This window comes from Staphylococcus sp. FSL K6-0223 (assembly GCF_038008285.1).
In genome coordinates this window covers 231868-256098 of the sequence record NZ_JBBOYX010000001.1, presented here as the reverse complement: position 1 = coordinate 256098, position 24231 = coordinate 231868, and the positions used below count along the sequence as shown (strand labels likewise).

At 36.0% G+C, this 24231-nt stretch carries 8 protein-coding genes and 4 pseudogenes; 1 reads left to right on the top strand and 11 read right to left on the bottom strand.

Annotation, left to right across the window (positions count from 1 at the left end):
* Window positions 1–4 precede the first annotated feature (4 nt).
* The 11 genes and pseudogenes from secA2 to MHI13_RS01155 form a co-directional block, all read right to left on the bottom strand.
* Window positions 5–2395 (bottom strand): accessory Sec system translocase SecA2, encoded by a 2391-nt coding sequence (gene secA2, locus MHI13_RS01200; protein WP_054105825.1) that lies wholly within the window; start codon window positions 2393–2395, stop codon window positions 5–7.
* Complete coding sequence (gene asp3, locus MHI13_RS01195; RefSeq protein WP_049382160.1) at window positions 2376–2927, bottom strand: accessory Sec system protein Asp3; 552 nt, start codon at window positions 2925–2927, stop codon at window positions 2376–2378. Before asp3 ends, secA2 begins: the two co-directional genes overlap by 20 nt.
* Window positions 2911–4473 (bottom strand): accessory Sec system protein Asp2, encoded by a 1563-nt coding sequence (gene asp2, locus MHI13_RS01190; RefSeq protein WP_049382159.1) that lies wholly within the window; start codon window positions 4471–4473, stop codon window positions 2911–2913. Before asp2 ends, asp3 begins: the two co-directional genes overlap by 17 nt.
* Complete coding sequence (gene asp1, locus MHI13_RS01185) at window positions 4463–6031, bottom strand: accessory Sec system protein Asp1 (RefSeq protein WP_054105824.1); 1569 nt, start codon at window positions 6029–6031, stop codon at window positions 4463–4465. Before asp1 ends, asp2 begins: the two co-directional genes overlap by 11 nt.
* 9 nt (window positions 6032–6040) lie before the next feature.
* The gene (gene secY2 / locus MHI13_RS01180; protein WP_054105823.1) at window positions 6041–7240 is read right to left on the bottom strand and encodes an accessory Sec system protein translocase subunit SecY2; all 1200 of its coding nucleotides are present in this window, start codon (window positions 7238–7240) and stop codon (window positions 6041–6043) included.
* 242 nt (window positions 7241–7482) lie between these two features.
* Window positions 7483–7755, bottom strand: a complete 273-nt coding sequence (locus tag MHI13_RS01175; RefSeq protein WP_235444184.1) for an LPXTG cell wall anchor domain-containing protein — start codon at window positions 7753–7755, stop codon at window positions 7483–7485.
* A 2985-nt stretch (window positions 7756–10740) separates the two neighbouring features.
* A pseudogene (locus tag MHI13_RS23440) lies at window positions 10741–13710 on the bottom strand (hypothetical protein); the annotation flags it as partial.
* A gap of 1101 nt (window positions 13711–14811) precedes the next feature.
* Window positions 14812–18369: pseudogene (locus MHI13_RS23435) on the bottom strand (hypothetical protein); the annotation flags it as partial.
* A 2634-nt stretch (window positions 18370–21003) separates the two neighbouring features.
* A pseudogene (locus tag MHI13_RS01165) lies at window positions 21004–21105 on the bottom strand (KxYKxGKxW signal peptide domain-containing protein); the annotation flags it as partial.
* A 247-nt stretch (window positions 21106–21352) separates the two neighbouring features.
* Window positions 21353–22539: pseudogene (locus MHI13_RS01160) on the bottom strand (transposase).
* Between the two features lie 284 nt (window positions 22540–22823).
* Window positions 22824–23306, bottom strand: a complete 483-nt coding sequence (locus MHI13_RS01155; protein ID WP_054105637.1) for a GNAT family N-acetyltransferase — start codon at window positions 23304–23306, stop codon at window positions 22824–22826.
* A 626-nt stretch (window positions 23307–23932) separates the two neighbouring features.
* On the opposite strand from MHI13_RS01155, the gene MHI13_RS01150 reads away from it, so the two are divergent.
* Complete coding sequence (locus MHI13_RS01150; protein WP_256277557.1) at window positions 23933–24058, top strand: hypothetical protein; 126 nt, start codon at window positions 23933–23935, stop codon at window positions 24056–24058.
* The last annotated feature ends 173 nt before the right edge of the window (window positions 24059–24231 follow it).

Sequence of the window (24231 nt, the reverse complement as noted above, 5' to 3'; positions counted from 1 at the left end):
AACTTTATGGGAAATGTATCACTAAATCTTGCTTTTTATCAAATGTTAAAATGCTTAGACATAAGTTTCGAATCATTTCTCTTTTAATATTCATTGTCATATGTTCATATGTTTCTAATGCTACTCTATGATATTCAAAAATCGCATTACGTTGGCCGTTTTGACGATTATTCACACTTGCTTTTAATTGTTGTAATTGATCTACTTGATTGATCCATTCGACATCAATAGCTTTAAGGATTGCTTTTTGTAAAAATCTTAATTTTAAATACGCATCATTAACAGTATTAAGATTCTTTTCCAATTGTTTATTAAATTGCTGAAGAAGGAAATTGATAATACTTTCTCTAGATTCAAGATATTGAGTCATCGTTTCATCTTTAAAATTAAAACTTAGATGATTGTAAATATAATGAATTACATCGTTTTCAGTGACTATATACTTTGTTTTAATGTCATATTCAAAAACATCACGTGCTAATTGTTCAAAATCAAATTCTTTAAAATCATCTATTGCCAAAATACGATCACGTTCTTTATATATATGTTCACGTTGGATACCTATACTTTTCTCAAACTCATTTGCCATTTCTCGATTAACCATCGCTGTTTCTTCAGACACACGTTGTGCTTTTTTCACAATATTTCTCACTTTATTTCTAAAAAATGGACTATATTGTAATTTTTGGTAATCTATTTTTTTGATTTTATCATTATTAGCCCATTTGGTATTACTCCATCGTTTTACAATATAATCATCTAACGAAACATATATTTGAGACTGTCCAGGATCTCCTTGTCTTCCAGCACGGCCACGGAGTTGTCGATCCACTCTACTATTTTCCATATGTTCATTAATAATAACTGCTAGTCCACCTAGTTCGTATACCCCGTTACCAAGTTTGATGTCTGTTCCTCTTCCTGCCATACTTGTAGACACGGTGACAGCTTCTTGCTGTCCCGCTTCTGCAATCATTTGTGCTTCTTTTGCTACATTTTGAGCAATTAATAAATTATTCGGGATATTTTGTTCAAATAATTGGGCAGAAAAAAATTCAGCAGCTTCAGCGGTGCGCGTAATAAGTAATACGGGTTGCTTCGTTTGATGAATATGAATTATCTGTTCAAGTATTGCTTTGTTTTTATCATCAGATTTCACATAAACTCTATCTTCTTTGTCTTCGCGTATAATTGGATGATGGGTTGGGATTTGAATCACTATTTTTGAATATAATTCAAAAAATTCTTTTTCTCCAAGTTTTCCAGTTCCTGTCATACCTGAAAATTTATTAAATAGCTTAAATAAATTTTGGAAAGTAATTGTTGCCATAACACTAAAATCTTGCGATAATTCGACATTTTCTTTTGCTTCAAGTGCTTGATGTAGTCCGGATTGAAGCTTAGTACCTGGCAACATCCGTCCAGTAATACGATCGATTAATACCACTTCTCCGTTATAAATAAAATAGTCTAAGTTATCTTGAAAAAGATACTTTGCACGTAATGATAAGTTAATAACACGGACTAAATCGAAATATTTAATCTTATACATATTGTCGACTTTAAAATAATGATTTGCTTTTTCAATTCCTTCTTTAGTGAGCCAAACTTCTTTCTTATTTAAATTTACTTTAAAATGCTCATCTTCTTCTAATGTCTCAATAAATAATTTAACAATATGAAATAAATTTGATTGAACACGTGGTGCACCTGAGATAACAAGAGGTGTTTGCGCCGCATCTAATATGATAGAGTCAATCTCATCGATGATTGCAAAATTAAGTTCTGGCAAATATTTTGCATTAATATGGTCAGCAAGATTATCAAATAAATAATCGAATCCTAAACGCCCATTCGTCGTATAGACAATATCGTGATTATATAATTTCTTTTTTTCTCCCTCATCATATTCATAATCAGGTATATCTACAAAACCTAGGGATGCTGTTAAACCTAGCCATTCGTATAATGGCTTCATTTCTTGTAAATCTCGATTCGCTAAATAATCATTTGTCGTAATAAGATAAGCTGTTTTCCCGCTTAATGCATTTAAATATAAAGGCATCGTTGCAGTTAATGTTTTACCTTCACCTGTTTGCATTTCAGCGATATTTCCTTGATGCATCACTATAGCGCCCATGACTTGTACGTCTTTTGGATACATATGTAACACTCGTTTAGATGCCTCACGTATCGTAGCATAAGCTTCTGGTAATAATTGATTTAGAGATGATTTTTGATCTTTTAATCGTTGTTTAAACTCGATAGTTTTGGCTTGAAGCGCTTCATCAGAATATGTGGCAAATAATTGACTATAGCGATTGACTTCAGATAGTAGTTTATCTATTCGTTTTAAGCGCATACGATTAATCATATCATTCAATCGATTTGCCATATGATATCCCTCCATTAGTAGTGTTGGTCTGATGAATAACTTTATTTATTATTTCAATTTTATCTGTAGTGGTATCATGTTTAGGATGTTTATTTTCTGACTCATTAATAATGATATTATGAAATAAAAGAAAATTTAATCCAGAATTGATAAGTTCAATTTTATAAGCATAGGCTTCTTGAGGAAATTTAAATTCTGTGATTTCATCTTCCTTTTCAATAATTAAATACGACAATTCAGAATCATTTTTTCGATAAAATGTGACTTTAACGTATGCAGCACGTGGAGGTTGAACGTCGAAATTTAGTTTAATTTCATAATGATACCCTTTTCTTAAAATTGGAAGAGAGGGTACTGCCTTGTCTATATCAAAGCGTGTGAGCATATGCCAAGCATGAATCACTGTTCCTGAAGGCATAAGCGGGTTTTTAAACAACGTACCTTCTTTTTTAAACTGTAATATCGTTCCATACATAAATGTTGAAGGATGGATATAGCGCCATTCAATACGATAATTATTTAGTGCTTGCATGTGAATCTCTCCCAAAACTATCTTCTAAAATCATATTATAAAAGTTAATAAACCAGTTTGTTATTGTTGGTGAGTCATCATTATGACGACCTGGTACACCACGACTCATCACATGTGCACGTTGTTTGCTTAATATAGGTGATATATTGTGAAATGCCATGGCATCATAATCATCATGCTTCATGTATGCAATTGCAAATATGGTATCTGAAAGATGACTATGTTCTAATTTATTCCAAAAACGTTGATCCATGTTAGCAATATCTTGTTTTGAAATCCCCCCCTCATTTGCTAATAACACATCATTAGCAGTGCCAAATTCATTAGGGCGAAGTAGTTTCATATTATTCGCAATCGTACCAATATTTATAAGTGGTTTACCTATAATAACTGCAGCTGGTTCAAGCACAGTAGCATAATAAAGTGCACCAAATGACCCCATAGATAATCCAGATAATATTAAATCATTGTCTTTAAATTTTAAAAATCCTAAAGCTTCTTTGATTACCTTAATGATTTTTTGTTCATACTCCTCTGATCCTAAATAAAATGCGCCACCTTCTAGCCTTGGATCACTAATTAAGATAAATGGGGCATTCATTTTATTCATCATATAAAAACCTTCGAATCCTTCGGCTGGTCGATACCCACTAAAATAAACATTAAGTGGTGGTTTCATATCACCCGGATTAAAGTAATACATAAATTCGTCCCTAGAATCATCTGAAAATCGTTGTCCCCCCATAATAAATTGACCCATTTCAAGACGTGACCATCTCTTATGTACTGCTCCAACACTAAGCTTACCTTTTCCTTTTGCTTTAAGTGACACACTTATATTAGCTTGATAAGATAATCGTGGTAATTGAATGGGGTTCAATAAGTCTTTTTGGTGATAGTGAAAGGTCATTTCTGGTATATCCGTTGATCCAAATGGAAATATTCGTAGCGTATATTCAAGATCAATATCTCCTTCTATCGTATATTCAGGCCAAATTTCGTTAACTATATTTGCATCATTAACAAGATTTTGTGTCCATGTAAGTAATGGTGTAAACTCCATTCCAAAATCTCCCTCAAGTACGAGTGCCTTATTTCCTTGATAATGATATTCTCCTTTAAAACTAGGATTGACCATTACTTTTATAGGAGAAACTCTATCACCATATTGTTTCACGAAAGTGACTGAAAATAATTTATGGTGTAACATTTCTTCATTTTCATAATATAAAGGTTTTATTAATTTAGATCTTACTAAAGAATCATTTTCAAAGAGATCTGACCATACATGAAAATCTATGACTGTATTATGCGGGACACTCACTAAATGTAATAGTTTCATGAGTGATTGTGAATATGGACTTTGCACAAAGACAAGATTGAATTCACCATAGACCTTTATAATCTCTTGAACTGCATCAATATATCCACTTTCAAAATGAAATACTGCATCGTCAAGATAATCCCATTCGACATCTTCTTTTTCCTTAAATAGTGAACCCAAATCATGTCCTCCTATTTGTAGTACTCTAAATTTACGTCCCATTATTTTCACCTTCAATCAAATGGTTTAACTGTGTAATAATCTTAGAAGAACTGAAGTCTTCACTTAATTTTATAGAGTGTGCAAATGAATAATTCCAATTTTTAAGATTTAATAGATAGAAATCTAGAGCCATAATCAATTCAGACGTATCATTAATAATTAAACCGTTTAGTTTATGGTCAACATAATTCGTTTTAAGTTGATTTATTTGCGGAATACCTACACTGATACTTGAAATTTGCAAGTATAAGTCAGGCTCATTTCCTAAGTCTATCATTACTCGTAAGTGAGACATTTCTTTCAATAAATGCTCCTCAAAAGGTACAAAAATAAGTTTAATATATTCAATTTCTTCAACTTCTGTTTCTAAAATATCTCGTACTTCTAAAGATAACTGTTCCTCATTTTTATTTAATTGTTCGTTAGTATTTTTAATTTTATAAGTAAGCCATTCTGGAATATCAGTATCATTTTTTCTAGTTAATAAATGCAATCTGATATTTTCTCTTTCTACACTATATTGTATAAGTATATCTATTAATTCTTTGAGTCTTACTTCATTTAAACTATCTATCCAAACTCCAATATTGGTTTCATAGAGTTGACTACTCATATTAGGTAGCGTTTGTACATCGAAGGGTGTAATACGCATTAAACTAAAGTGGTTAGCGATATCATGCTTTTTCACAAAATCTTTAATAAGTTGTTCATTTTCTAATGTATCTACAATACAATATTGTGCCTGAATAATAGATTGTAATATTGATTCCTCTAATGTTCGATTACGTTGAGTAAATACTGAAAAACAAAGATTTTTTAAATCAAATATCTTGTTAATCATGTCGTTATGATGTTGATCAGCTGCGACGATGACGTTGTCATGATGTTCTATATATTTAAAATAATATTGACTTAATTTTTCATAAATAATCTCTTCAATACTCGAATACTCTATTTTTTCAAATTGACTATAAAAATCACGAGAAATTTCAACTTTTTGTGTTATAAGACTTTGTATCATAATAGTATGACCATTAATATCTAGATATTCTTTATAACTAGGTTGTCCATTATTTTGAAACTTTTCAATTGAAGAAATGAATCCTCTATCATCAAATAAATATTTAACTTGCAATGACTTCTCTTTATATGTTTCTATTTCGAAGAGATAACCTTCTTGGCTAAAATTCATTTTAGAATAAGTAGTTTCACTGGTAATTGCTATAACTTGAAATGGCGTATAGATAAACTCGGTATCTTCTGGCCATTCTAAATCTCTATAATCTATCGCTTGTGGCGACATTTGGGCTACCCCTTGAATATCATCAAAAAGTGACCAATAAGACATTTCATATACTCCGTGTCTATGAAGAAATAATCTTAGCATCGGTTGATAATTTAAAATAATGGTATTGAACTGTGAATTATTTTTTTGATGCATAGAAATTAAACTAATCATATCGTCAAATTCTGTGACTTTTCTTTTTATATAAAACGGTTGTGTAGTGCTATTCCACCAATTTTTAGAGTCATACCATGCAGGTATAAACTGTTTCATAACAATCTCCTACCAATATTTATTTAAAATTTCTTTATAACGGTCAAAATATAAATATGTACGTATTGTTTCTCCTATATTAATACTGATGTATACCAATATAATAAGTTGTGCTGAAAAATATATTTCTTTAGAAAAACCAGGTGCAAGTAATGTCAAATACATTGGAAAAGCAAGAATCAATGCTACGATAATTGCTCCAATCCAACATACTTTTCGAGCTTTACGATTTAAAAAACGTTCAGTATCCTTGCCTGGATAAATAGTGTCAAAGTAATTTCCATTTTTTAAAAATTCATCAGCTTTTCTTTTCGTATTAATTAAAAAGCGAGACAAGACATAGTTCAATATAATTTGAATAACAAAGTAACTTGTTATACCTATTGGATTAGAAAAACTTAAGAAATACAAATTCAAATGCTTTCCAAAAATTGCTCCAATAAGGTGGATTAAATTATTTAAAAGTACGAATACAGATAAGCTCATCATAATTGAAATACTACCCGCTGGATTTAATTTCCAAGCTAAATACGTTGGCGATTTTTTATTTGCATTATTCATAATATCTCTATAACTAAGTCTATACTCTGTTAATTCAATAAATAACAATAATAATAAGGCAATTATTAAAGCTATAATGGTTAAAATAATTAGTAAAGGATTGATGTGTATGCTTTCAAAATGCTGATTATTAAATAGTGATTTAATTAAGCTTATAAGTACAATTGGCATAGGTCCAGCGATGCCATAAGTGATATTCTGGTCAGCTAACCAAACTAATAGCATGGCACCTGTAATTAAAGTCAGCATGAGTAATATTATATTATTATCTTTAATAAAATTATTATTTATATATGTGTTAATTACATAATAACTTTGAAAACCTGCAAATAGTAACGTTAATATTCTCTCTTTATAATGTTTTTCTGCACGTGTTTGTTTCGTTATTTTATCTATATTTCTATAACTCAATAACATGATTAGAATTAACGATGTTAACCAAGGACCTAGACCTAATGAAAAAATATTTAAATTTGTAAGATCTCCTCCAACGTTAGATATAGCAAGTTTAAAAAAGCTATCATTGCCACTATGAAAAGAATTAGAACTAACGATTGAAATATGACTTCCTAAAATATAAATGACTAAAATAAAACACGTAAAAATAATTCTTTTATATAACACTTTATATTCTTGTTCTTTGAACATAATTCCACCTAAATTTTTAAAATAACGTTTGTTTAATTATATCAAAGAGACTAAAGACATAAATTATTTTGGTACTTAAATTAAAACTATTTACCAAATATTATGCTTTAGTCTCTATTTTTTAGAAAAGACACCTGACTCATATTAATAGACATTTAAATCCTTCGTTATAAACAACTATTAATTTTTCAATTGTAAGAGAGAAGTCATTAGCCTTTTAAAGTTCTCTTACTTTTTAATTATTAACGTCTTTGTCTATCATTATCTTTTTTATTTTTACGAGATTTTCTAATCATACCTAAACCAGTCAACATTGCTGCAACAGCTGAAACAAGTATTGAAGAATTTGAATTGTCTTCACCAGTTTCAGGTAAATCTTCATGGTGTTTAGGAAGTTGAGAATGACTATGTGCATGATGCATTGAATGTTGCATTTCAGATGCGCTTGTTGAATCGCTCACACTTGTTGATGCTGACTCACTTAATGATGTGCTTGCACTTGTTGAGTCATTCACACTTGTTGATGTTGATCCACTTAATGACGTACTTGCACTTGTTGAGTCACTCACACTTGTTGATGTTGATCCACTTAATGATGTGCTTGCACTTGTTGAGTCACTCACACTTGTTGACGTTGACTCACTTAATGATGTACTTGCACTTGTTGAATCACTCACGCTTGTTGATACTGATCCACTTAATGATGTGCTTGCACTTGTTGAATCACTCATGCTTGTTGACGTTGATGCACTTAATGATGTGCTTGCACTTGTTGAGTCACTCACACTTGTTGATGCTGACTCACTTAATGATGTGCTTGCACTTGTTGAATCACTCACGCTTGTTGATGTTGATCCACTTAATGATGTGCTTGCGCTTGCTGAGTCTGAAAGACTCGTACTTGTTGATCCACTTAATGACGTGCTTGCGCTATTTGAATCGCTCACGCTTGTTGATGTTGATGCACTTAATGATGTGCTTGCACTTGTTGAGTCACTCACACTTGTTGATGCTGACTCACTTAATGATGTGCTTGCACTTGTTGAATCACTCACACTTGTTGACGTTGATGCACTTAATGATGTGCTTGCACTTGTTGAGTCACTCACACTTGTTGATGCTGACTCACTTAATGATGTGCTTGCACTTGTTGAATCACTCACGCTTGTTGATGCTGAGTCGCTCGCACTTTCTGATGCTGAATCTGATGCGCTTGTTGATGCTGAGTCACTCGCACTTTCTGACGCTGACTCACTTAATGATGTGCTTGCGCTTGCTGAGTCTGAAAGACTCGTACTTGTTGATCCACTTAATGACGTGCTTGCGCTATTTGAATCGCTCACACTTGTTGATGCTGATCCACTTAATGATGTGCTTGCACTTGTTGAATCACTCACACTTGTTGATGCTGACTCACTTAATGATGTGCTTGCACTTGTTGAATCACTCACGCTTGTTGATGTTGACTCACTTAATGATGTGCTTGCACTTGTTGAATCGCTCACGCTTGTTGATGTTGATTCACTTAATGACGTACTTGCACTTGTTGAATCGCTCACGCTTGTTGACGTTGATCCACTTAATGACGTGCTTGCACTTGTTGAATCGCTCACGCTTGTTGATGTTGATTCACTTAATGACGTACTTGCACTTGTTGAATCGCTCACGCTTGTTGACGTTGATCCACTTAATGATGTGCTTGCACTTGTTGAATCACTCACACTTGTTGATGTTGATTCACTTAATGACGTGCTTGCACTTGTTGAATCACTCACACTTGTTGATGCTGACTCACTTAATGATGTGCTTGCACTTGTTGAATCACTCACACTTGTTGATGTTGATTCACTTAATGATGTACTTACACTTGTTGAATCACTCACACTTGTTGACGTTGATTCACTTGATGATGTGCTTGCGCTATTTGAATCGCTCACGCTTGTTGACGTTGATTCACTTGATGATGTGCTTGCACTTGTTGAATCACTCACGCTTGTTGATGTTGATCCACTTAATGATGTGCTTGCACTTGTTGAATCACTCACACTTGTTGATGCTGACTCACTTAATGATGTGCTTGCACTTGTTGAGTCACTCACACTTGTTGATGCTGACTCACTTAATGATGTGCTTGCACTTGTTGAATCACTCACGCTTGTTGATGTTGATCCACTTAATGATGTGCTTGCGCTTGCTGAGTCTGAAAGACTCGTACTTGTTGATCCACTTAATGACGTGCTTGCGCTATTTGAATCGCTCACACTTGTTGATGCTGATCCACTTAATGATGTGCTTGCACTTGTTGAATCACTCACACTTGTTGATGCTGACTCACTTAATGATGTGCTTGCACTTGTTGAATCACTCACACTTGTTGATGCTGAGTCACTTGATGATGTGCTTGCACTTGTTGAATCACTCACACTTGTTGATGTTGACTCACTTAATGATGTACTTGCACTTGTTGAATCACTCATGCTTGTTGACGTTGATGCACTTAATGATGTGCTTGCACTTGTTGAGTCACTCACACTTGTTGATGCTGACTCACTTAATGATGTGCTTGCACTTGTTGAATCACTCACGCTTGTTGATGTTGATCCACTTAATGATGTGCTTGCGCTTGCTGAGTCTGAAAGACTCGTACTTGTTGATCCACTTAATGACGTGCTTGCGCTTGCTGAGTCTGAAAGACTCGTACTTGTTGATCCACTTAATGACGTGCTTGCGCTATTTGAATCGCTCACGCTTGTTGATGTTGATGCACTTAATGATGTGCTTGCACTTGTTGAGTCACTCACACTTGTTGATGCTGACTCACTTAATGATGTGCTTGCACTTGTTGAATCACTCACACTTGTTGACGTTGATGCACTTAATGATGTGCTTGCACTTGTTGAATCACTCACACTTGTTGATGCTGACTCACTTAATGATGTGCTTGCACTTGTTGAATCACTCACGCTTGTTGATGCTGAGTCGCTCGCACTTTCTGATGCTGAGTCTGAAAGACTCGTACTTGTTGATCCACTTAATGATGTGCTTGCACTTGTTGAATCACTCACGCTTGTTGACGTTGATTCACTTGATGATGTGCTTGCGCTATTTGAATCGCTCACGCTTGTTGACGTTGATTCACTTGATGATGTGCTTGTACTTGTTGAATCGCTCACGCTTGTTGATGTTGATTCACTTAATGACGTACTTGCACTTGTTGAGTCTGAAAGACTCGTACTTGTTGATCCACTTAATGACGTGCTTGCGCTATTTGAATCGCTCACGCTTGTTGACGTTGATTCACTTGATGATGTGCTTGCGCTATTTGAATCACTCACACTTGTTGATGCTGACTCACTTAATGATGTGCTTGCACTTGTTGAATCACTCACACTTGTTGACGTTGATGCACTTAATGATGTGCTTGCACTTGTTGAGTCACTCACACTTGTTGACGTTGATGCACTTAATGATGTGCTTGCACTTGTTGAGTCACTCACACTTGTTGATGCTGACTCACTTAATGATGTGCTTGCACTTGTTGAATCACTCACGCTTGTTGATGTTGATCCACTTAATGATGTGCTTGCACTTGTTGAGTCACTCACACTTGTTGATGCTGACTCACTTAATGATGTGCTTGCACTTGTTGAATCACTCACACTTGTTGATGTTGACTCACTTAATGATGTACTTGCACTTGTTGAATCACTCACACTTGTTGATGTTGACTCACTTAATGATGTGCTTGCGCTATTTGAATCGCTTACGCTTGTTGATGCTGACTCACTTGATGATGTGCTTGCACTTGTTGAATCACTCACGCTTGTTGATGTTGATCCACTTAATGATGTGCTTGCGCTTGCTGAGTCTGAAAGACTCGTACTTGTTGATCCACTTAATGACGTGCTTGCACTTGTTGAATCGCTCACGCTTGTTGATGTTGATTCACTTAATGATGTGCTTGCACTTGTTGAGTCACTCACACTTGTTGATGTTGATCCACTTAATGATGTGCTTGCGCTATTTGAATCGCTCACGCTTGTTGACGTTGATTCACTTGATGATGTGCTTGCACTTGTTGAATCACTCACGCTTGTTGATGTTGATCCACTTAATGACGTGCTTGCGCTATTTGAATCGCTCACGCTTGTTGATGTTGATTCACTTAATGATGTACTTGCACTTGTTGAATCACTCACACTTGTTGACGTTGATTCACTTGATGATGTGCTTGCGCTATTTGAATCGCTCACGCTTGTTGACGTTGATTCACTTGATGATGTGCTTGTACTTGTTGAATCGCTCACGCTTGTTGATGTTGATTCACTTAATGACGTACTTGCACTTGTTGAGTCTGAAAGACTCGTACTTGTTGATCCACTTAATGACGTGCTTGCGCTATTTGAATCGCTCACGCTTGTTGACGTTGATTCACTTGATGATGTGCTTGCGCTATTTGAATCACTCACACTTGTTGATGCTGACTCACTTAATGATGTGCTTGCACTTGTTGAATCACTCACACTTGTTGACGTTGATGCACTTAATGATGTGCTTGCACTTGTTGAGTCACTCACACTTGTTGACGTTGATGCACTTAATGATGTGCTTGCACTTGTTGAGTCACTCACACTTGTTGATGCTGACTCACTTAATGATGTGCTTGCACTTGTTGAATCACTCACGCTTGTTGATGTTGATCCACTTAATGATGTGCTTGCACTTGTTGAGTCACTCACACTTGTTGATGCTGACTCACTTAATGATGTGCTTGCACTTGTTGAATCACTCACACTTGTTGATGTTGACTCACTTAATGATGTACTTGCACTTGTTGAATCACTCACACTTGTTGATGTTGACTCACTTAATGATGTGCTTGCGCTATTTGAATCGCTTACGCTTGTTGATGCTGACTCACTTGATGATGTGCTTGCACTTGTTGAATCACTCACGCTTGTTGATGTTGATCCACTTAATGATGTGCTTGCGCTTGCTGAGTCTGAAAGACTCGTACTTGTTGATCCACTTAATGACGTGCTTGCACTTGTTGAATCGCTCACGCTTGTTGACGTTGATTCACTTGATGATGTGCTTGCACTTGTTGAATCACTCACGCTTGTTGATGTTGATCCACTTAATGACGTGCTTGCGCTATTTGAATCGCTCACGCTTGTTGATGTTGATTCACTTAATGATGTACTTGCACTTGTTGAATCACTCACACTTGTTGACGTTGATGCACTTGATGATGTGCTTGCGCTATTTGAATCGCTCACGCTTGTTGACGTTGATTCACTTGATGATGTGCTTGTACTTGTTGAATCGCTCACGCTTGTTGATGTTGATTCACTTAATGACGTACTTGCACTTGTTGAATCGCTCACGCTTGTTGACGTTGATCCACTTAATGATGTGCTTGCACTTGTTGAATCACTCACACTTGTTGATGTTGATTCACTTAATGACGTGCTTGCACTTGTTGAATCGCTCACGCTTGTTGATGTTGATTCACTTAATGACGTGCTTGCACTTGTTGAGTCTGAAAGACTCGTACTTGTTGATCCACTTAATGACGTGCTTGCGCTATTTGAATCGCTCACGCTTGTTGACGTTGATTCACTTGATGATGTGCTTGCACTTGTTGAATCACTCACACTTGTTGATGCTGACTCACTTAATGATGTGCTTGCACTTGTTGAATCACTCACACTTGTTGACGTTGATGCACTTAATGATGTGCTTGCACTTGTTGAGTCACTCACACTTGTTGACGTTGATGCACTTAATGACGTGCTTGCGCTATTTGAATCGCTCACGCTTGTTGATGTTGATTCACTTAATGATGTACTTGCACTTGTTGAATCACTCACACTTGTTGATGTTGATCCACTTAATGATGTGCTTGCACTTGTTGAGTCACTCACACTTGTTGATGCTGACTCACTTAATGATGTGCTTGCACTTGTTGAGTCACTCACACTTGTTGATGTTGATTCACTTAATGACGTGCTTGCACTTGTTGAATCGCTCACGCTTGTTGATGTTGATTCACTTAATGACGTGCTTGCACTTGTTGAATCACTCACGCTTGTTGATGTTGATTCACTTAATGATGTGCTTGCACTTGTTGAGTCTGAAAGACTCGTACTTGTTGATCCACTTAATGACGTGCTTGCACTTGTTGAATCGCTCACGCTTGTTGACGTTGATCCACTTAATGATGTGCTTGCACTTGTTGAGTCTGAAAGACTCGTACTTGTTGATCCACTTAATGACGTGCTTGCACTTGTTGAATCACTCACGCTTGTTGATGTTGACTCACTTAATGATGTGCTTGCACTTGTTGAATCGCTCACGCTTGTTGATGTTGATTCACTTAATGACGTACTTGCACTTGTTGAATCGCTCACACTTGTTGACGTTGATGCACTTAATGACGTGCTTGCGCTATTTGAATCGCTCACGCTTGTTGATGTTGATTCACTTAATGATGTACTTGCACTTGTTGAATCACTCACACTTGTTGATGTTGATCCACTTAATGATGTGCTTGCACTTGTTGAGTCACTCACACTTGTTGATGCTGACTCACTTAATGATGTGCTTGCACTTGTTGAGTCACTCACACTTGTTGATGTTGATTCACTTAATGACGTGCTTGCACTTGTTGAATCGCTCACGCTTGTTGATGTTGATTCACTTAATGACGTGCTTGCACTTGTTGAATCACTCACGCTTGTTGATGTTGATTCACTTAATGATGTGCTTGCACTTGTTGAGTCTGAAAGACTCGTACTTGTTGATCCACTTAATGACGTGCTTGCACTTGTTGAATCGCTCACGCTTGTTGACGTTGATCCACTTAATGATGTGCTTGCACTTGTTGAGTCTGAAAGACTCGTACTTGTTGATCCACTTAATGACGTGCTTGCACTTGTTGAGTCTGAAAGACTCGTACTTGTTGATCCACTTAATGACGTGCTTGCACTTGTTGAATCACTCACGCTTGTTGATGTTGACTCACTTAATGATGTGCTTGCACTTGTTGAATCGCTCACGCTTGTTGATGTTGATTCACTTAATGACGTACTTGCACTTGTTGAATCGCTCACGCTTGTTGACGTTGATCCACTTAATGACGTGCTTGCACTTGTTGAATCGCTCACGCTTGTTGATGTTGATTCACTTAATGACGTACTTGCACTTGTTGAATCGCTCACGCTTATTGACGTTGATCCACTTAATGATGTGCTTGCACTTGTTGAATCACTCACACTTGTTGATGTTGATTCACTTAATGACGTGCTTGCGCTTGCTGAGTCTGAAAGACTCGTACTTGTTGATCCACTTAATGACGTGCTTGCGCTATTTGAATCGCTCACGCTTGTTGATGCTGACTCACTTAATGATGTGCTTGCGCTATTTGAATCGCTCACGCTTGTTGATGTTGATTCACTTAATGATGTGCTTGCACTTGTTGAATCACTCACACTTGTTGACGTTGATGCACTTAATGATGTGCTTGCACTTGTTGAATCACTCACGCTTGTTGATGTTGACTCACTTAATGATGTGCTTGCACTTGTTGAATCACTCACACTTGTTGATGCTGACTCACTTAATGATGTGCTTGCACTTGTTGAATCACTCACACTTGTTGACGTTGATTCACTTGATGATGTGCTTGCACTTGTTGAATCACTCACACTTGTTGACGTTGATTCACTTAATGACGTACTTGCACTTGTTGAATCGCTCACGCTTGTTGATGTTGATTCACTTAATGATGTGCTTGCACTTGTTGAGTCTGAAAGACTCGTACTTGTTGATCCACTTAATGACGTGCTTGCACTTGTTGAATCGCTCACGCTTGTTGATGTTGATTCACTTAATGATGTGCTTGCACTTGTTGAGTCTGAAAGACTCGTACTTGTCGATCCACTTAATGACGTGCTTGCACTTGTTGAATCACTCACGCTTGTTGATGTTGACTCACTTAATGATGTGCTTGCACTTGTTGAATCGCTCACGCTTGTTGATGTTGATTCACTTAATGACGTACTTGCACTTGTTGAATCGCTCACGCTTGTTGACGTTGATCCACTTAATGACGTGCTTGCACTTGTTGAATCGCTCACGCTTGTTGATGTTGATTCACTTAATGACGTACTTGCACTTGTTGAATCGCTCACGCTTGTTGACGTTGATCCACTTAATGATGTGCTTGCACTTGTTGAATCACTCACACTTGTTGATGTTGATTCACTTAATGACGTGCTTGCACTTGTTGAATCACTCACACTTGTTGATGCTGACTCACTTAATGATGTGCTTGCACTTGTTGAATCACTCACACTTGTTGATGTTGATTCACTTAATGATGTACTTACACTTGTTGAATCACTCACACTTGTTGACGTTGATTCACTTGATGATGTGCTTGCGCTATTTGAATCGCTCACGCTTGTTGACGTTGATTCACTTGATGATGTGCTTGCACTTGTTGAATCACTCACGCTTGTTGATGTTGATCCACTTAATGATGTGCTTGCACTTGTTGAATCACTCACACTTGTTGATGCTGACTCACTTAATGATGTGCTTGCACTTGTTGAGTCACTCACACTTGTTGATGCTGACTCACTTAATGATGTGCTTGCACTTGTTGAATCACTCACGCTTGTTGATGTTGATCCACTTAATGATGTGCTTGCACTTGTTGAGTCACTCACACTTGTTGACGTTGATGCACTTAATGACGTGCTTGCGCTATTTGAATCGCTCACGCTTGTTGATGTTGATTCACTTAATGATGTACTTGCACTTGTTGAATCACTCACACTTGTTGATGTTGATCCACTTAATGATGTGCTTGCACTTGTTGAGTCACTCACACTTGTTGATGCTGACTCACTTAATGATGTGCTTGCACTTGTTGAGTCACTCACACTTGTTGATGTTGATTCACTTAATGACGTGCTTGCACTTGTTGAATCGCTCACGCTTGTTGATGTTGATTCACTTAATGACGTGCTTGCACTTGTTGAATCACTCACGCTTGTTGATGTTGATTCACTTAATGATGTGCTTGCACTTGTTGAGTCTGAAAGACTCGTACTTGTTGATCCACTTAATGACGTGCTTGCACTTGTTGAATCGCTCACGCTTGTTGACGTTGATCCACTTAATGATGTGCTTGCACTTGTTGAGTCTGAAAGACTCGTACTTGTTGATCCACTTAATGACGTGCTTGCACTTGTTGAATCACTCACGCTTGTTGATGTTGACTCACTTAATGATGTGCTTGCACTTGTTGAATCGCTCACGCTTGTTGATGTTGATTCACTTAATGACGTACTTGCACTTGTTGAATCGCTCACACTTGTTGACGTTGATGCACTTAATGACGTGCTTGCGCTATTTGAATCGCTCACGCTTGTTGATGTTGATTCACTTAATGATGTACTTGCACTTGTTGAATCACTCACACTTGTTGATGTTGATCCACTTAATGATGTGCTTGCACTTGTTGAGTCACTCACACTTGTTGATGCTGACTCACTTAATGATGTGCTTGCACTTGTTGAGTCACTCACACTTGTTGATGTTGATTCACTTAATGACGTGCTTGCACTTGTTGAATCGCTCACGCTTGTTGATGTTGATTCACTTAATGACGTGCTTGCACTTGTTGAATCACTCACGCTTGTTGATGTTGATTCACTTAATGATGTGCTTGCACTTGTTGAGTCTGAAAGACTCGTACTTGTTGATCCACTTAATGACGTGCTTGCGCTATTTGAATCGCTCACACTTGTTGATGCTGATCCACTTAATGATGTGCTTGCACTTGTTGAATCACTCACACTTGTTGATGCTGACTCACTTAATGATGTGCTTGCACTTGTTGAATCACTCACACTTGTTGATGCTGAGTCACTTGATGATGTGCTTGCACTTGTTGAATCACTCACACTTGTTGATGTTGACTCACTTAATGATGTACTTGCACTTGTTGAATCACTCATGCTTGTTGACGTTGATGCACTTAATGATGTGCTTGCACTTGTTGAGTCACTCACACTTGTTGATGCTGACTCACTTAATGATGTGCTTGCACTTGTTGAATCACTCACGCTTGTTGATGTTGATCCACTTAATGATGTGCTTGCGCTTGCTGAGTCTGAAAGACTCGTACTTGTTGATCCACTTAATGACGTGCTTGCGCTATTTGAATCGCTCACGCTTGTTGATGTTGATGCACTTAATGATGTGCTTGCACTTGTTGAGTCACTCACACTTGTTGATGCTGACTCACTTAATGATGTGCTTGCACTTGTTGAATCACTCACACTTGTTGACGTTGATGCACTTAATGATGTGCTTGCACTTGTTGAGTCACTCACACTTGTTGATGCTGACTCACTTAATGATGTGCTTGCACTTGTTGAATCACTCACGCTTGTTGATGCTGAGTCGCTCGCACTTTCTGATGCTGAATCTGATGCGCTTGTTGATGCTGAGTCACTCGCACTTTCTGACGCTGACTCACTTAATGATGTGCTTGCGCTTGCTGAGTCTGAAAGACTCGTACTTGTTGATCCACTTAATGACGTGCTTGCGCTATTTGAATCGCTCACACTTGTTGATGCTGATCCACTTAATGATGTGCTTGCACTTGTTGAATCACTCACACTTGTTGATGCTGACTCACTTAATGATGTGCTTGCACTTGTTGAATCACTCACGCTTGTTGATGTTGACTCACTTAATGATGTGCTTGCACTTGTTGAATCGCTCACGCTTGTTGATGTTGATTCACTTAATGACGTACTTGCACTTGTTGAATCGCTCACGCTTGTTGACGTTGATCCACTTAATGACGTGCTTGCACTTGTTGAATCGCTCACGCTTGTTGATGTTGATTCACTTAATGACGTACTTGCACTTGTTGAATCGCTCACGCTTGTTGACGTTGATCCACTTAATGATGTGCTTGCACTTGTTGAATCACTCACACTTGTTGATGTTGATTCACTTAATGACGTGCTTGCACTTGTTGAATCACTCACACTTGTTGATGCTGACTCACTTAATGATGTGCTTGCACTTGTTGAATCACTCACACTTGTTGATGTTGATTCACTTAATGATGTACTTACACTTGTTGAATCACTCACACTTGTTGACGTTGATTCACTTGATGATGTGCTTGCGCTATTTGAATCGCTCACGCTTGTTGACGTTGATTCACTTGATGATGTGCTTGCACTTGTTGAATCACTCACGCTTGTTGATGTTGATCCACTTAATGATGTGCTTGCACTTGTTGAATCACTCACACTTGTTGATGCTGACTCACTTAATGATGTGCTTGCACTTGTTGAGTCACTCACACTTGTTGATGCTGACTCACTTAATGATGTGCTTGCACTTGTTGAATCACTCACGCTTGTTGATGTTGATCCACTTAATGATGTGCTTGCACTTGTTGAGTCACTCACACTTGTTGATGCTGACTCACTTAATGATGTGCTTGCACTTGTTGAATCACTCACACTTGTTGACGTTGATGCACTTAATGATGTGCTTGCACTTGTTGAGTCACTCACACTTGTTGATGCTGACTCACTTAATGATGTGCTTGCACTTGTTGAATCACTCACGCTTGTTGATGTTGATCCACTTAATGATGTGCTTGCACTTGTTGAGTCACTCACACTTGTTGATGCTGACTCACTTAATGATGTGCTTGCACTTGTTGAATCACTCACACTTGTTGACGTTGATGCACTTAATGATGTGCTTGCACTTGTTGAGTCACTCACACTTGTTGATGCTGACTCACTTAATGATGTGCTTGCACTTGTTGAATCACTCACGCTTGTTGATGTTGATCCACTTAATGATGTGCTTGCACTTGTTGAATCACTCACGCTTGTTGATGCTGAGTCACTCGCACTTTCTGATGCTGAATCTGATGCGCTTGTTGACGCACTTTGTGAATTAGCTGTACTTGTTGACGCACTTTGTGAGTTAGCTGTACTTGTTGACGCACTTTGTGAATTAGCTGTACTTGTTGACGCACTTTGTGAATTAGCTGTACTTGTTGACGCACTTTGTGAGTTAGCTGTACTTGTTGACGCACTTTGTGAGTTAGCTGTACTTGTTGACGCACTTTGTGAATTAGCTGTACTTGTTGACGCACTTTGTGAGTTAGCTGTACTTGTTGACGCACTTTGTGAATTAGCTGTACTTGTTGACGCACTTTGTGAATTAGCTGTACTTGTTGACGCACTTTGTGAATTAGCTGTACTTGTTGGATCAGTTACATTAACTTTTTGACCATTAAAGAAGTTTGTCCCACCTGTCACAGATGTAGAGTATGGGTTAAATGTAAAAGAAGTGTCTCCACTAGAATTGATAGGAACTGTCCAAGTTGTGGTTAAACCATATCCTTGTTTAGCTTGGAATCCATTCATTTGGTAGCCGTTTGCCCAAGAATATCCACTACCCTGTTTGTTTATATTAGTTGTGTTTGCTTTTGGATTACTAAGTTGAGCACCTGTTGAATCGGTAATATAACTTGTCGCTGTTGAAGGTGTTCCATATGCACTACCTAGTGTAAACATCGTTTGATAAGTTGTTCCTGTGTTGTATATTGCGTAACTATTAGACAATGCTGTAGGTATTTCAACCGTCTTAGTAGCAGGATTATCATAAGTAACTGTATACGTAAACGTCATAGACGTTCCATTATTTACAGTTGTTAATTTATAATAAATTGGAATATTATAATTTGTATCAGTCCCTGCACCTGTATAAGTATTTGTAGTTGAAGTTGCTGCTGCTGCTGCGAATGTTGTTGTTGCCAATCTACTAAATGTTCTAAGTTCTAGTGGTGCTGTACTTGTAGATGTACTTGTTGAATCGCTCACTAATAATGTAGAACCTAAATCTGTACTTATCTGACTTTCTGAAGTACTCGTTAACTGTGACGTCGTTGAATGAGTAGAAACTGTTGAACCACTATTACTGTCTGATGTAGAATTTGATGACGTTATACTATTGGATTCTGTCGAATTTTTTCTTATTTGATTATCTTTTGTACTCGTTGACGTATTGCTATTATCACTGGTTGAAGTACTACCTTTTTGACTATCAGTAGATGTAGTGTTGGCTTGACTATTAGTATCTTTCTCTGAAGTAGCGCTATTATTACTTGTTGAATTATTAGTAATTGATGAACTTGAAGCTTTAGTATCAGAATTTGACATCGAGCTATCTTGCTTTTCAGAATTTGATGTAGATTTATCTGACGTTGAATCTGTACTTGTGTGACTATCTGTTGTAGATGATGAAGTACTTTTTTCTGTTGAATCTGTACTTGTTTGACTATCTGTTATAGATGATGAAGCACTTTTTTCTGTTGAATTTGTACTAGATGTAGCATCTTCGGAGGTACTTGTTTGACTTGAAATAGACTCAGTTGTTGAGGTTTCAGAGTTTGTAACTGTGGTTGAGTTTTGATTTGCGACTGTTTCACTATTAGATGCAATTTCTGAAGTCATAGGTGTTTCTGAGGCTGCAAAAGCATGATGATCATTTAACATTGCAAATGTAAATGCACCCCCGACGAGTCCCGTAGTCTTCAATGCTTGTGTTTTTAAGTTATGCTGGGTTGATTTTGGCAAATCATTTGTCTTTTCAACATCTTTATCAAAAAATGATAAACCTAAACTTCTTAATAATTGAAGTTCTCTAATACCTGCTTTAACCCAATGTTTCCCTGATTTGTAAAGTTTAACTCTAGCTTTTTCTTCCCCAAAAGAACGTTTAAAATCTCTTTCTTTTTTTGACATAATATTCTCCTATATTTCTAATTAATTTGGTTCTAACTAACTTTTATAGTTCAATAGAATTTTAATCATTATATTACTATTTACATGTATATATCAACACAAATAAATGTATTTTGCAAAAACTTTATAATTTAAAATTTTGTTCATTTATTAAAAAATATGTAGTTTTATAAATATTTCGGATTTATATTTCCATCATTGAAATCAAGATAATTGTAATTATATTGATTATAAGTATTAACTATAATTAAAAAAGAGTCCGGGACATAAAGTTCCAGAATAAGGAAATAAAGACAATTTCTATTGAAATAATATAGAAATGGTATTTTTTAGAATTTTTTGATTATTTTTAGTTTGCTGAGCTGTTACTTTTCTTATATAAAGTGCCATTAGCACAAATCCTAGCTCTCTTTTGGCTTTATTTATCCCTCGAATAAACATTCAAGTGAAACCCAAAATAACCTTTATAAATCCAAAACAGGCTCCACATCAATTTTTCTTTGACTGTAGATGATTTTTATTTTTGGTTCTGAAAGCTTTTTATTAATTTGGGTTTTAAAATATTCCCTGTTATAATTCTTCATTATCTTTGAATTGAATTAAAAAATGGTCTCATCGTTCTTGTATTAGTCGGATTTTGATACACATTATAAGATAAAACAAATTGAGAATTTGTCGCTATTTATAAATTATATCCTAGCTTGAGTTGTCCATTTTTCATATAATCTTCTTTCACTCTCATAAATGTGGCATCATGGTCTTTTTTAGAATAACGATTTCTATCCTTTAAAATAGATTTTTGGACTTCGTATCTATGCTTTTGCTTAGAGCAATCATTAATTTGCTTTTTATATTTTTTAATTTTAGTTCTTTTGAGCCGTATCTATTTTCTTTTTTTAGTACATTTTTTCGTTATCAATATGTTGGTTTAAATCTTCGATTTCTTTATTTAAATGACTACCAATCAAATCTATTTCTCCTTTTGTTAAGTCATTATCATGCTCTTCTTTAATCTCAAGTATGATTTTATTTGTCACCCATTCATGATAGAGTACTTTAGAATCTTCATTCATCCTTGACTCATGGTTTTGAATACTCTTTTTCCATACAAGTGTATATCGATTGGCATTTGCCTCAACTTTCGTACCATCAATAAAAATGGCCTGATCATCTATAAAATTTTGTTTCAAACACTGACTATGAAATTGAATAGATAATGATTCTAATAAAACATTTATTCTTGGATTGAATCTAAATCGATTAATCGTTTCATTAGAAGGCTTTTGATTTTGTGATAACCACATCATTTGGTTGGTATGATGTGGCACCACGATGATGTCTGAATTCATCGAATTCAGTCTTAGGAATGGTTTCTACAATATCATTGACATATCGTGAAATATCATTTGTGGGGATAAGAACTGAAGTTTTCATTGGTAGAGTAAGTTAAGGCATGTTATAATCTTTATACATAAGGCACCTAGTTAATTTAGTTTAGTGATGTTTATTAAATTATACGAAAGTGCCCTATTTTTTTAAATATTTTAGGGAGACTCTTGAGGGAACAGTACAAGCTGAAGACTACAGGCTGAAACTGTCCCCTAAGAAAGCGAACCAACAATACGTAGTATTGTAAATAAAGAAGCTAATAAATGATTTATAATAAACTCATTTACTGGCTATTTTGCTAGGAATTATGTCCCAGTATCCATTAATTTTTATAATTCTTTTACTAAATTATACCAAGCTACATTTGCATGAATAGAATCTGATAATCCTTCATTAATATATCCATGCGATTCATAAAAACTTACTAAAGTATCGCGACAAGTGAGAGTGACTCCAAAACGTGCATGTTGCCTTGCTATACTCTCAAAATCATTTAACAGTTGGCCTGCAATGCCTTGATGTTGAAAATCTTTCGCTACAACTAAACCGAGTACACTTAAATAACCACCCATATTGGGGTTAGGTCTAATTGATGCAAATAAATCATCTGTAATACACTTATTCGAAATAACTGGACCATTAATATAACCAACAATTTGATTATTTTCTTCTGCAACAATAAACGTATCCGGAATGATTTCAATACGCTGTTTTAAAGCTTGAGTTGTTGCTGCTTCTTCTTTAGTAAACCCTTCATTTTCTAATTGAATTAAACTTTCTAAATCACCTGCCACTACATTTCGAAAAATCATGTTCTACACCCTTTCAATATCATCATATAGTTTTATTTAATAGCGATTTATCCTATCAACTTTTAAGTGTATGACAAAACTGTCATATAGATGATAGGGAATATTAAGGTTGTTTTTTTATGAATATGTTAGTTTATAAATGTACATAGGTATGGTTATTTTTGAAAAATAAAATCATTATCTTTATGTATGTAGAATGATCATTACTAAGAACTAACTGCCTTTGACTATACATCACTTTAAATAGGTATTCGGTACAACACTTATAGCAACTTCATTCATTTTTTCACATCCTAGCAGAATATTGATTAACAATATCATTATCATATACCTCATCAGCTTATTGCTTCAAAGAACAATACTAATTAATCATGACCAAAACAAATGACTCATTACATCTAGAAATGATTACAACATAAATCAGAGTATTAACTATAACATGAATCACATTCCCGTCATCCGTTAGAATCAACACACATGTTTTTATAATGTTTCAGCCCCACAGTGAAATCTATCTGAAGACAAGTATCGGTTTCAATAGTCTTGCATAGGAAAATGGATGAAGTAAAGACACCTTAGAAAATAATGACAACGATTTTAATAGTTATGTTGAAAAACAGAACTTAATGAAACAGCGAACAACGACGATTCAACTCCATGATACTAAATTAAATGCTATTCAAACAACACGTTATTCTGACAACACGATTTATGTATCGAATCACACATCCATGAACCACCGCATTATTTAAAAACAGAACCTACACTTAGTTATCATCATTCACAACCCTTAAATAACGTTACATATTCTTTAGTAACGCCCCTTACTAAAGCATATGACACTAATACTTCAAAATATAATGATTTTAGCATATTCACTCTTATACTAGCCTTAGAAGTATTAGCTTTAGACGCGTTATTCCTA

Bases quoted from the DNA above. Each gene is read 5' to 3' on its own strand.
- asp3 (WP_049382160.1), bottom strand. From the start codon at position 2,927: ATGCAAGCACTAAATAATTATCGTATTGAATGGCGCTATATCCATCCT.
- MHI13_RS01150 (WP_256277557.1), top strand. From the start codon at position 23,933: ATGAAACAGCGAACAACGACGATTCAACTCCATGATACTAAATTAAAT.
- asp2 (WP_049382159.1), bottom strand. From the start codon at position 4,473: ATGGGACGTAAATTTAGAGTACTACAAATAGGAGGACATGATTTGGGT.
- secY2 (WP_054105823.1), bottom strand. From the start codon at position 7,240: ATGTTCAAAGAACAAGAATATAAAGTGTTATATAAAAGAATTATTTTT.
- MHI13_RS01155 (WP_054105637.1), bottom strand. From the start codon at position 23,306: ATGATTTTTCGAAATGTAGTGGCAGGTGATTTAGAAAGTTTAATTCAA.
- asp1 (WP_054105824.1), bottom strand. From the start codon at position 6,031: ATGAAACAGTTTATACCTGCATGGTATGACTCTAAAAATTGGTGGAAT.
- secA2 (WP_054105825.1), bottom strand. From the start codon at position 2,395: ATGGCAAATCGATTGAATGATATGATTAATCGTATGCGCTTAAAACGA.